Origin of the sequence: Pseudomonas sp. 2957 (assembly GCF_031456345.1) — a bacterium.
Lineage (GTDB): Bacteria > Pseudomonadota > Gammaproteobacteria > Pseudomonadales > Pseudomonadaceae > Aquipseudomonas > Aquipseudomonas siliginis.
Genome location: NZ_JAVDUL010000002.1, coordinates 454543 through 467884 on the forward strand (window position 1 = coordinate 454543; position 13342 = coordinate 467884).

Annotated in this window: 1 protein-coding gene; it reads right to left on the minus strand. The window is 58.6% G+C overall.

What is annotated here, in order from left to right; genetic code table 11:
• On the minus strand, nucleotides 1-12924 hold the full coding sequence (locus J2Y39_RS07605; RefSeq protein WP_310216407.1) for a hemagglutinin repeat-containing protein: 12924 nt from the start codon (nucleotides 12922-12924) through the stop codon (nucleotides 1-3).
• Between the last annotated feature and the right edge of the window lie 418 nt (nucleotides 12925-13342).

Here is a 13342-nt window from a genome sequence, read left to right on the forward strand (position 1 = left end):
TTACCTCCTGAAATCGTTCGGATCTAGTTTGGAGGCGTACTCCAACATTTGTCTGATTCCTTCATCGTACTTGTTGCCAAACTGACTTCTGATGTCATTGATATCCATCTGAATAGCATCCATCAGGCGCCCCTCCTCGAGCAGCTCTTGTTGCTTGTCTCGATAAGCCTTGGCCTCTTCGGAACGACCAAAACTCGCGGTCTTTTTGTGATCCTCTGGATCCATCTTGATGGCAGGACCATCACGACTGCTGATTGGCGCACCTTTGTAGCATTTCTGAGCAGGGCAATGGTGTGAATCCAATCCATCATTCACCGGTTTGCTGGTTTCCTTGTGCGGACCGCCCAGTACATCGGCCGGATCTTTTTTTACAACCGCGACGGTTCTGGTGACAGCCTTGATTCCGAGGGACTTGAATTCCCCAAGTACCGCATCGATCAGGAAACGCGTAGCAACTACATACCCATCGCCGTCGTATTTGTACTCCTCATTACCGCCGTTGTGCTCCTGCTTGGCGGTCTCGTGAAGCTTCGTCAGCTCTTCTTCTGACTCACCGAGCAATTTCGCCGCCAGCTTGATCGCGGCCAGATCTTTCAGCTCATCGATTTTGTGGCCATACGCAGCGTTGAGTAGTCCATTGGCGGCCATGCTCAACAGGAACTTCATCGGGCCCATCACCGCTTGTACAGCGATAACGGTGGCCTGAATTTTCTCTGTCGGCATATCCTTGGTCAGATCAATCAAGTCCAGTACTTGATTCAATGCCAGCTGGCCATGAGTAACCAGGCTTGCAGGAACCGGAATAGGCGGCAGCGTCATTGTTCCCGGTTTATCCGGGCCGCTTGTTGGGTCAGCCGTCATCTGCGGGCAGGTATTATTTGCGGTACAACTCTCCACCAGCTTTTCGTAATCAGCCGCTTGTTTCGCAAACTCGGACAGCCCTTTCAGGACTGCCTCAGGCAATGATTTTATCTGGGCGGGGTCCAGTCCCTGTCTAACGAAGTTTTTGGTGACTGCCAGTGCACGCTCTTTACCCAGTTCATCGATAAGTGTCGGGGAAACATCATCAATATCGACAAGCTGAGCATTGATCGCCTGGTTCAGGTTCTGCAGGAAACTCGCCCCGGCTTTAGCCTGATCAAGCATGTTCTTTTTGAAATCAACGACGTTATCGCTCCAGCCCTCGACAGTTTTTACCGGATGGGTAACAGCGTCGATTGAGGAACTGCTGGCGTACAACGTCGTTCGATGTTCGTCATCCTTAGTGATCTCATACGCCCTGTTGACGTCGCGATTGAGTCCGGATGTCGAGTCCTGCCCCGTGGCCTTGTCGTTACGCACAACGATCTGACCTTCACCCACGGTGGCGTTCAGCGTCTGCTGACGATCCTTGTCGTACTTGTAACCCTCTACCGCCCAGCTATTTTTATTCTCTCCTTCCATGCCTTTATTCGGCTTGTCAGCCTGGGCGCCGCCGTTATGGTTATAGCTGCCGCTGACATTGAGGTAATAACCATGCTCGTTATCCTTGCCGGTGATGTTGCGATGGCCGAGGGTGTCGGTATCGAGTTTCAGGTTGCGGTTGTCAGCGCTAATGACCGAGCCGTCGAGTTGTGTGTGCTTCTCGGTGTGGATATCGACTTTGCTCTTGCCACTGATCACCGTCTGGTTTTCGACCCAGTTGGTTTTGCCGCTGGTCTCCCCATACCCCAGTGAACCGCTGGCTGTTACACCGATGCTGACTGCAACCGTGAGGCTGGCGTCGAACTCTTTACCTTCGACCTTGCCGGTGTTCGGCACAGACGTCACGGTGAGGTTGCGGCCGACATCGCCGATGACCTCGTCACCTCGAAGAGTGGCGCCGGCGATCGTTGTGTCACGCCCGCTTTCGAAGCCCAGCTTATTGCCGGCATACAGGTAGGCTTCCTGTTGCTTCACACCTTCGCGGTTGAGATCGCCGATGCCCACGTTCCCCGAACCGTAGATACCAAAACCGTCCTGGCCGGCGATGATTCCGCCTTCTGCGCCCCAGCTACGCCGATCATGGGAACTCTCATAGGCATTTTGTGCGGAAAGGATATTCAGATCGTTGGCGGCTTTGAGGGAAATATCCCGCTCCGCGGTGGCACGGGTACCAATCAGCGTCAGGTCGTTTTTCGCATCCAGATTGATACTGCCGCCAGCATTCAGCTGAGTTGCCGTCGAAGTGCCTTGATTCGATTTGTCTTCAGTCCCGGCGTTACTGACACCCACGCCAAGTTTGAAGCCACCGGTGGTGCCACCTTTGACTCCGCCCTTGCTCTGGGTTGAATGCCCATCGCTGCTTTCGGAACCGTGCGCCACATCGAACGTGATGTCTTTGCCTTTGACGTTGATGTCACGCCCGGCATTGAACTGGCTGCCGCTGACGTTGACGTTGTTGCCGGCGTCGAGCGAGACGTCGCCACCCGCTGAAAGCGTCGATGGACGTTGTGTCACCGAGCTCTGCGTGCTGCTGGAGCTGACACTGGAGGCGCCAATGTGGCCGTCGAACTTTGGTCCGCTGAAGAACTGGTCCAGTGTATCGACCGCTTTCAGTACGCTGGATCCTTTGCTGACCCCATCCTCGCCCTTGCCAGTGCCTTTGAGGCCATCAATGGTGTTGCCGATGTTGTAGGCTGTGGTCACGGTGAGGCCGTTACGCTTGATGATGTCACGGATGGTGACTTCGCTTGCCTCCTCCTTGGCATCGATGTTGATGTCGCGATCAGCTTTGAGGTTAATGTTGTTCGCGGCTGACAAATCCGAGCCTTGCTGATTGATGTCGCGACCGGCGTTTACCTTAAGATTCATCCCCGCATCGATGGAGCTGCCCGCTGCGGTGTAGCCCGTGCTGTTAACGCCATGTTGAATGGTTTCACTGCCGGCGAAGGTGGTGAAAGCATTGCTGTCTATGGTCTGTTTTATACCGACGGTCTTATCTGTATCCCAACTAGTGCTGCGGTGATTGTCGATCGACGCGACCACATTGACATCGCGACCGGCATTGAGAGACGCATTGTGGTCCGCGCTGATCCCACTGCCGATGATATTGATGTCTCGGGAAGCATTCAGAATTGCATCGTTGCCTGCGTTGACCTGGCTTCCGATGCTCTCGGAACTGACGACCTCCCGCACACCCTTGTGCGAAGTAGCGAATGTCATATCGGCGCCGAAACCCGGCGTACCGACGGCCCAACCGATAGCATCCTTCAGCGAAAGCCCGACTTTCTTCTTATATTCCTCAGCCCGGCTATACGCTTGGTCATCAGCTGACGACAGAGTGATATCGCCGGCCTTGTCCACAAGGCCGGCATTCAGTTCTGCGTTATTATCCGCGTTGACTTCACTGGCATTCAGCCGAACATCACGCCCGGCTATCACTACCGCATCGTGACCGGCGTTCAACTCACTGCCAACCTGAGTCACCGAGGTTTGCAGATGGCTGCTGCCACTTTTAGACATACCAAACAGGCCAGTCTTGGTTTTTTTGCTGTAACTGCCTGACTCTTCGGTGCCAGAAAGTACCGCGACATCATTGGTCGCACCGATTAGCAAATCGTTGCCGGCGCTCAATTGACTGCCGATGATCGTGACGTTGCGCCCGCCATCGAGGCTGACGCCATCATCTTTACGCTTCGAGACGTTCATCGTCAGGTCACGACCCGCCTCGATTACCGAAGCGACGTTTTCGCTTTCATAGCTTTCCGACTGTGTGGTTTTGCTTCGTCCGAACGAACCCTTCTTTTTTCTGTAATAGTACGAAGAGGTTTCGTCTTTCGCCGATGCTACCGTGATGTCCTGTACCGCATCGAGGCTGACATCGTCCTGCGCCTTTATACGACTGGCAATAACGCCCAAATCATTGCCCGCGTTCAGCGCGATATCGCGTCCGGCGTTCAATACCGACGACTGTTGCGTGATGCTGTGGGTTTCGTTCGCGCGCTTCTTGCTGCGCGAGAAGTAGTCACTCTCGTCGGCGGCCGAAGTAATGACAATGTCATGGCCTGAATCGACGCTGAGATCGCGCTTGGCATCCAGTCGACTGGCCACGATTGCCACGTCGCGATCGGCACTGATCGACAGATCCCGTCCGGACGTCACTTCAGCGCCGTGCTGGGTGATGGTCTGGTTGAGGAAGTTGCTGCCGCGCGAGTCGGTGCGGCGATCCTGGACCGAGGTGATGTTGACGTCGCGTCCGGCATCGAGCGCCATGTCCTGTCCGCTGCTCAGGACACCACCGATGTTGCTGATGTCGCGACCTGCGCCAATGTTGAGATCATTGGCGGCTTCGATCCGCGCGGCGTTGTTCAGTACGTCGCGATGCTGCAGCGTGCCGCCGTAACTGGAATCGTAGCCATACACGTCGCGTTGGTTGATCACATCGCCGCGAGTGGCGGTCAGGCTGACATCGCGCCCGGAAATAATGCCGCCACCGCTGTTGACGATATTGTTGCCGGCCTTGAGCGTCAGACGCTCGCCCGCCTCGATCAATCCTGTATTGGAGAGGTTGTTGCCGGCTTCGGCCGACAGGTTATTGGAGGCGCGAAGCGTGCCGGCGTTGGTCAGGTCCGTACCGGCAATCAGTGTTACGTCGCCGCCCTGGATGAGCGCACCGTTGGGTGCCAGGCGGTTATTGGCCTGGGCCAGATACAGCACCGGCACTAGCACTTTCTCGCCATTCACTTCGTGCTCTTCGAGCCAGACGATGTCGTGGGTCAGGGCTGCCACTTGCTGAGCGGTCAGAGTTACGCCGACTGACAGGTTCAGTTCATTCTTGCTGGCGACGGCGTTATTCATGAGGTACTTGAACATAGCCTCGTCGGAGGTCTGCCCATCGATGAAACGCTGGCCGGTACGGGCGACAACGGCTTGCTGCACCAGGCGCTGTTCGAACAAGCCGTCGCCCAGACGCTTGGCGCTGTTGTCGGGGTCATAGCCGAGTTTATCGAGCAGGTAGTCCGAGCTCATGAACTGCTTGAGCTCAGTGAGCGCCGGGTTGGTCTCGATCAGGTATTTGTGTGGATTGGAACGCACGCTGGTGTCGGGCAGGCCCTGTACCCGCGGCACGTCGAACGAAACGTTGCCACGATTGGGCAGCAACACGCCGACCGGGCCATCCCCGGCGGCCGCGCTGACATTGATCAGCGTCGCCTGATCGTTGAGATTGAGCGATGGCCGGGCCGCCAATGCCAGTTCGCGGTTCTTGATCGATACAGGATCGCTACCGTCGAACTGAATATCCGTGGCCTTCCTCACTGGCATGCCGCCCGCATGACTTAAGGGCGCAACGGCGATGGAGCCGATTGTCCTCGACGGGCCAGATGCTAGTGTCGGATCGCTGCCGCCTTTACCGCTGAGTCGGAACAGACCGTTGTCGCCGGTTGGCAGCGTGAAGCCAGGCAGTGCCAGCGGGTTGACTTGTTGTTGAGCCAGATCTGGTGGCAACTGCGGGTTCAGAAAAACCACGGTAGGTTTGGCGGAGTTTTTCACCCCGGTGTCCGCGGTGCCTTTGACGGTACCGCCGAAGTTTGTGTACGGGTTCAGATTGCCGTTGTTGATCGTGGTTTTAGCGTTGATCTCTACGGCCTGGCCGGCCTGGACGATAGAGGAAACGCTTGAGCCGCCGTTGGTGAAAACGCGGTCGTCTCGTTGCTTTGTACCGGCAAGGATGGGTGACGGCACTGCCACTTCGGCGCCGATACCGAATTTTGTGTTTACGTCAGAGAGCGCCTGTTTATTCAGCGGTTGGTATTCCCAAAAAGATCCTCCTTTGTCGGGCTCGTGCCAACCGTGAATGTAGCTGTATTTGGTTTTTGAATTGCGCTCCGCATATTTTTGCAGATCCTCGGTTATCCAACTTGGTCGCTTGCTGGGCAAACCGCCGAGTTGATAAACACGCATCCGCGTGAAATTACCCGACTGCAGACCAAAGTTATCGAACGTATCGACATCGAGCTTTATGTTCTTGCCGGCCGAGATCAGCGACGCGGTATTGGTGAAAGCTCCAACATTGGCGGTCAGATTACCTGCTACTGAAATCGACGCTTGCGGCCCGGTAATTGTCGATGTCGATTCAAAATTTTCATTAACGTAGAAAGTCGTACCGCTGAAGGTGATGTCCCCGGAAATAAATTTCTCCTCGCCAATCACCCCTTCTGTCTTGTTATTGAAGCTATTGGCCGACAACGAAAAATCACCGTCGACATTGATCGAAGCCGCGAGGTTATTCACGCTGTTCGCACGGCCACCGCTCATGCCGGCAATTGTCAGATTGCCGATGCTGTAAACATCGCCCGTCTGGTTGGTGAAGTCATTAACCAGCAGGTTCATGTTGCCGCCGCTGAACAACAAGCCGTGATCGTTCACCAGACTTGCCGTCTTGACTGTCAGATCCTGAGCGGCTCCCAGCGTACCGGTGTTGCTGACGCTGCCCGCGTTGATCGTCATGCCGTAATTGGAAGTCAGTCTTCCGCCAGTGTTGTTCAGCAACCCGCCAATGTTGAACGTACCCAGGCCGCCACTGCCGATGCTGGCGAGACTGGTCAGGCCCAGTTGCGCAGCATTGAAGGTCATATCCCCCAGACTGCTCACTCGCCCATTACCGCCGTAAGTCCCACTCAACTGAATATCAAGCCCGCCATCACTGGCTATCAACCCCTCGTTCGTCCAGTTCCCGCCACGCCCCACCAATTGATTCGAGGCGAGCAATTGCCCGCTCGCGGTCTGCACGAAATTGCCGACATTCACCGTCAACCGCCCCGCCTGAATCACGCTGCTGTTGGTCCAGCTGTCCGCGTTCAGGGTCAGGCCGCCACGGGTCACCAGTGAGCCGCCGGCGTTCATTACGTTGGTGGTGGAGATGCCGAATTCACCGAGGCCGACATGGGTCACTGTGCCGCCAGCGTTGAGCAAGCTCGGTGCGGCGAGGGAGAAGTCGGTGTTGGCGGTTTCCACCAGGCCGTTGCGGTTGTCGAACTGGCTGCCGATCTGGAAATCGGTTTTGCCGCTGCCGCCGAGGGCGCGTAGTTTGCCGCTCTGGTTGTTGAGGTTGGCGGCGCGAATCGCCAGGGTGCTGGCGCTTTCGATCAGGCCGCCGTTGTTGGCGAGATTGCTGCCAAGGCCAAGGTCGATGAGGCTGCCGCTGACCTGGCCGGCCGTGTTGTTCATCGAGCCGGCGATGACGTTCACCTGGCCGCGGGCATAGATGCCGCCGCCGCTGTTGTCGAGGGCGTTGCCGCCGGCGTTGAGCAGGATGTCGCCGCTGTTGGCGGCGATGCGCCCGCCGTCGCTGTAGATGCCGCCCAGTACGCGCAGGTCGAGGCGACTGCCTTCGATCTTGCCTGACTGGCCGTTGCGCAGGACACCGGTCAGACGGGTTTGCAGCAGACCTTTGAGGCTCGACAGCACGCCGCCTCGGCTGTCGAGGCTGGCGGCAGTGAGGTTCAGGTCGCCGTTCTGCGCAATGATCTTGCCGCCCTGGTTGTCGATTGCGCCGTTGCCCGTGTTGATGGTCAGCGCGGTCATGCTTTGCACCGCGCCGCCGGCGTTGTTCAGCGCGGCTGCGGTGAGAGTGGCGTCGGCGGCGCTGCTGGAAATCAGGCCATCGCCGTCGTTGCGCAACAGGCCGCCGGCGGTGAGATTCAGTTGGCTGCTGGCGGCGATGGTGCCGCGCTGGCTGTTGTTCAGATCGCCGCTGGTGAGCAGTCTCAGCAGACTCTGGCTGATCATCTGGCCGCCACGGTTGTCGATGCTGGCCGAACGCGTCAGCACCAGCGGCCCGGTGCTGCCGAGCGCGCCGTTGACGTTGGTCAGCGCGCCGAGCAGGTCGAGTGTGACGCGATCATCGCCGACCAGGCTGCCGCCGTTGTTGTTCAACGCACCGCCGGTGAAGGTCAGGGCGTTTTTCGCATTCAGGTTACCCGAGGCATTGTTCAGGCTCGCCGCCCGGATATCGAGGGCGTCGGTGCTTTTGATCAAACCACCGGAGGTGTTGTTGAGTTCGCCGCCGAGCACAGTCAAGGTCTGCTTGCCGTCGCTGGTCAGCGTGCCGGCGCTGTTGTTGAGGCTGGCGGCCTTGATGTAAAGCTCGCCCTTGCTGCCCACGCCACCCTGGCTGTGGTTGATCAGTGCGCCGCTGAGGTCGATGCTGACATTGCCGAGCTGGCTGGAGATCGCGCCCCCGAGGCTGTTATCGATAGTGCCGCCGGCCAGGGTCACGCCGGTCCAGCCTGAGATCAGGCCGCCGTTGTTTTTCAGCTCGGCTGCGGTGAGGGACAGTTGCTGATTGCTGATCAGATTGCCGCCGCGATTGTCCAGGCTGTTGGCGCTGAGGCTGAAGCTGTTGACGCTGGAAATTTCACCTTTCTGGTTGTTCAGGTCACGCAGGGTGGCGATGCTCAGCACGCCTTTGCTGTTGATCACGCCGTCCTGGTTGTTGAGGTCACGCAGGTGCGCAATGCTCAACGCGCCTTTGCTGCTGATCACCCCGCCCTGGTTGTTGAGGTCCTGCGCGGTGGCGCCGAGGTCCATGGCAAGGCCAGCGGCACCCACCAGCGTGCCCTCCTCGTTGTTCAGGCCGGTGCTGTTGAGGGTCAGTTGTTGCGCGGCGCGGATGCTGCCCTTGTTGTGGTTGTCGAGCAGGCCATCGACGGTCACCGAGATATCGCTGTCACTGAGCAATACGCCGCCATCGCTGTTGTCGAGACTGGCCGCGCGAACCTGCAATGCTGCTGCCGCGATCGTGCCTTTGATCGAGGTCAGGACCTTGTCGAGGGTCAGGCTCAGTTTCTGATTGCTCAGCACTTGGCCGCCGCTGTTGTCCAGCGATTTGGCGATCAGTTCAAAGGCCTGCTCGCTGGAAATCTCGCCACCACGGTTGTTCACCTCAGCGAGATTCTTCAGCAGCAACTGCCCTGGCGCATTGATCACCCCACCCTGGTTGTTCAGCGCACCACCGTGCAGGTCGACGCTGACGCTGGCGTGGCTGCTGAACAGTTTACCGCCCTGCTGATCGAGGCCCTGAATATCGGCAGTCAACGCATTGCCAGCGCCGAGGCTGCCAGCCGTATTGGTCACTTTGCCGGCGCTCAACTCAAGCTGATCGGCGGCGTAAATGTTCGCCTGACTGTTATTGAGTTCGCCGGTAGTGATGTGCAGATTGCTTTTGCTGCTGATCACGCCTTTCTGCTGGTTGTCCAGCGCGCTGCTGGTGAGCGTCAACGCTGCATCGGTCAACAACTGGCCGCCCCGGTTGCTGACCGCACCGCGTGTGTCGACGCTGAGCGCTTTGGCGCTGGACAGCGTACCGCCATCGTTATTGAAGCTTTGCGCATCGATCGCCAGCGCACCTTCGCTGAACAGACTGCCCTGCGCGTTGTTCAGCTCGCCAGAGAGGGTAATCGCGAGGTCTTGTTGCGTGGTCAGGCGAGCGCTGTTTTCCAGACTTTTGCCGACCAGCGTCAGGCCGGTAGCGCCGGACAGCACGCCGTTGTTGCGGTTGATCACCTCGTTGACGGTCAACGCCAGATTGCCGCCCGCCAGCATGTAGCCGCTGTCGCTGTTGTCGAGCCAGGCACCGATCAGGCTCACGCCGGCCTTGCTCGACAGTTCACCGCTGCGGTTGTCGACACGGTCGACGACCAGTTGCAGCGCTTGGGTCGAACCGACCAGGCCCTCGCGACGGTTATCCAGACGCGCCGCCGTGAGCGTCAGGCCCTCGTCGGCGATGACCACGCCAGCCTGGTTGTCGAACAGATCAGTGACGGTGAAATCGACCGCGCCACGCCCACGAATCTCACCGCCGCTGTTGTCGAGGCTGGCGCTGCGCGCTTGGAGGCCAGCAGAGGCGATCAGGCCTTTCACGTTGCTCAGCGCACGGTCGATGACCAGGGTGAGTTTTTCATTGCTGAGCAGCTTGCCACCGTCGTTGTTCAGGCTTTGTGCGTTGAGGTTCCAGGCTTTGGCAGCGGAGATTTCCCCAGCGCTGTTGTTCACATCCTTGAGGTTTTTCAGCAGCAGTTGGCCCGCCGTATGAATGTTGCCGCGCTGGTTATCGAGCAGGCCATTGTTGAGGTCCAGGGTCAGGTCGCCGTTGCTGAACAGCTCGCCGCCGTCCTGCTTAAGCGAGGTGACGGAAGCCTGCAGGGTTTTCTGGCTGCCGATGATGCCGCCGGAGTTATCCAGGTGCGCGGTGGTCAGCAGCAGCGTGCCGTCCGTGGCGAGGCTGCCGCCCTGACGGTTCTTGAACTCACCGGTGGTCAAGGTCGAATCGGCCTTGGCACTGAGGATACCGTTGTCGCTGTTATCGAGACTGCCGCTGGTGAAGGTCAGGCCCTTTTGCGAGGCGATGAGCCCGCCCTGATTCTGCACCCCGGCGACGCTGGTCAGTGCCATCGCTTCCAGGCTCGACAGCTTGCCCAGGCGATTGTCGAGGCTGCCGAGATTCAGGGTCATCTGCCCTTCACTGCTGATCAGGCCTTGCTGGTTGTCGAGGGTATTGTCGAACGTCAGGTCCAGTGTGTTCTGGCTGACGATCCGCCCGCCCACATTGCTCAAGCCGATGCCGCTGAGCGTCGCCGCGCCTTTGCTGAAAATCAGGCCATTGGTGGCGTTGATGATCTGCGCGACTTTCAGGCCCAGCGTGGTGTCGGACAGCACCTTGCCGCCCTCGCTGTTGTCCAGGCGTGCGCCATTGATATGCAGGTCGAGTTGACTGGAAAGCGTACTGGCGCGGTTGTCGATCTGGTCGACATTGACGGTCAGGGTCTTGAGCGACCCGACCAGGCTGTCCTGGCGGCTGTTGAGGGTTTTGCCGGTGAGTTTCAGATTGCCTTCGGCAACCAGTTCGCCGGTTTGCTGAGTCAGGTTGTCGATGCTGGCGTCGATATCGCCCTTGCCGGAAATCCGTCCGGCATCGTTGGTGACATCCCGGGCTTTGAGGCTCAACAGTCCGGTCGAGGTCAGCAAGCCGCCGTTGCTGTTGTTCAGCGTGCTGCCTTCGAAGGTCAGCGCTGCCTTGCTCTCGGCGCGGCCCTTGTCGCGGTTATCCAGATTATCGATCAGCAGCGTCGTCGCTTTGTCGGCGCGCAAAACACCCGCACGGTTGTCGGTGGTCGCGCTGCTGACGGTCAGGGTGTCGAGACCGGAAATCTTGCCGGCGCGGTTATCCAGGCGCGTGGCCTGCACGTCCATCGCACCGTTGGCCTGGATCAGGCCCTTGTTCTGGTTGTTCAACTGGTCGCTGATGCGCGTGGTCAGTGTGCCTTCGCTGGTCAGCTGGCCTTGCTGGCTGTTGTCCAGTTGTTGCGCTTTGATCGCTACGGCCTGTTTCGCGCCGATCCGTCCGGTGCGATTGTTGATGGCGCCGAGGGCGGTGATGTCGAGCAAACGGCCAGCGGTGATCAGGCCGGCGACGTTGTCCAGCGAGGTGAGCGTGAGCACTACGTCGCTCTGGCTGCTAAGTTCACCGTTGCTGTTGATCAACTGACCGATGTTGCCGGTGAGTTTGCCATTGCTGGTGAGCGTGCCTTGATTGTTCAGCACCTGATTGGCAGTGAGGGTCAGGCTGTTGTTGCCCAGCACTTTGCCGGCGTTGCGGTTGTCCAGCGTGCCGGCGGTGATGCTCGTGGTCTGGCCACTGAGCAGGCCATTCTGGTTGTTGAGGGTTTGCGCGGCGTTGACGGTCAGGTTGCGGCTGGCGCTGAGGCTCTTGCCACTGTTGTTCAGATTCTGTGCGCGAAGGCTCAAATCACCGTTGCTGTTACGGCTGCCGTCAGCATTGACGCCGGCTTCGATGGCGCCGGCATTAGTCAGTTGCCCACCGGCGCTGAGCACCACGCTGTCGCGGGCGGCCAAGGTCTGGCGGTTGGTCAGGTTGCCTTGGGTCTGTACGTTGAGCGATGTGCCGGCGTAAACCGGAGCTTGCGCGTCGAGGCTGGCGGCTTTGACGTTGACCGCGCCGGTAGCCGAGGTGTCGGCCAGGCTCAGTTGCCCGTTCGCATCAAGCTGAATATCGCCGCCGCTGGCGATCAGTTTGCCGTCGAGTTTCACCCCGACGCCGGCCTCGGTGCCGACCAGTTTGATCGCTCCGGCGTACATGCCGCCGAGGGCCGAGGAGTCGATGGCCAGTTGCGGTTTGGCGCTGCCGTCGTCGGCGCGGGCCGTGGCGTTGAGGGTGTCGGCGTTGACGTCGTTGCGACCGGCGACGATGGTCAGGTTCTGCGCTTGAATCTGCGCATTGATCTTGGCGCTGCGGGTGATGATTTCGAAACGGTCGATATTGGTCGCGTTGATGCCCGCGCCTTCGATAGCCACGCTGCCCTGATCGACCTGAAAGCGATCCAGCCGACCGTTTTCCAGCACTGGTTTACCGGTAGTCAGCGTCACCCGAGGTGCGTTGATGAAACCGCAGCCATTGCAGGTGATGCCATAGGGGTTGGCGACGATGACCCGCGCCGACTGCCCGGCCACTTCGGTGTAACCGCGCAACTGACTCGGGTTGCCGCTGATGACTTCGTTCAGAATCGCCTGCGCCGAACCGCTGTTCTTCAGATTCGGGTTGCCAATGACGTGGCCGCCCAGTTGCGTGTTCGAAGTTTGAGTCGCGCTGTTGTTGAGGATGACGCCTTGTGCGCCGACGTTGTAATCGTGGAACTGGTTGTGCGACAGGCCACTGGCGTTGGGCGTGGCGATGTTGACGATCGGCACGCCGTTGCCGGCACGGTCCAGCGTGGTATTCGGGTTGGCCACGACGATGCCGTCGGCCTGCGCCCACAGCGGTTGCCAGAACATGACGTTGGCCAGCAGGAACGCCAGTCCGCGCTTGGGCATGCCGAGGAACAACTCACGGTTTTTCACGACCGCACTCGGCTGATCTGCGAGGAAGGCAAACTGGCGAACGTCCATGTGAAGATCCTGCAACGGGCAATAATCGGTCTGATCAGGTGCCATGCTCCGCAGGTAAGCGGCGCGGATGAGCGCAAAGAGTCGCTGGCATCCCTGCAATAGCGCACTAGCATCAAAATAGTGGCGCGATATTAGATGGCCACTATTTTGGCGTCAATTAATGGATGCGTTGAAAAATCGATTTCGATGAGCGGTACGGCTCAAATCCGTAGGCAATGAGCTTGTTAACGGATCTATTTATCAGCGTAGGTTTGCGAGCGCGGGTACGCCTTCAGGGTTACTCACGATTCATCCGAAGCAACCTCTGTAAGATTTCAGACGATCCCTTGTAGGTTTCATCCCGAGTGTTCGATTCCTACGCAAAACACAGAAAGATCTGACTGCTGTCGTTTTCCAGATACACGCACATTTCTCTGTC

What these genes read in the sequence shown, in the direction of transcription:
- J2Y39_RS07605 (WP_310216407.1), bottom strand. Translation starts at nt 12,924, where the DNA reads ATGGACGTTCGCCAGTTTGCCTTCCTCGCAGATCAGCCGAGTGCGGTC.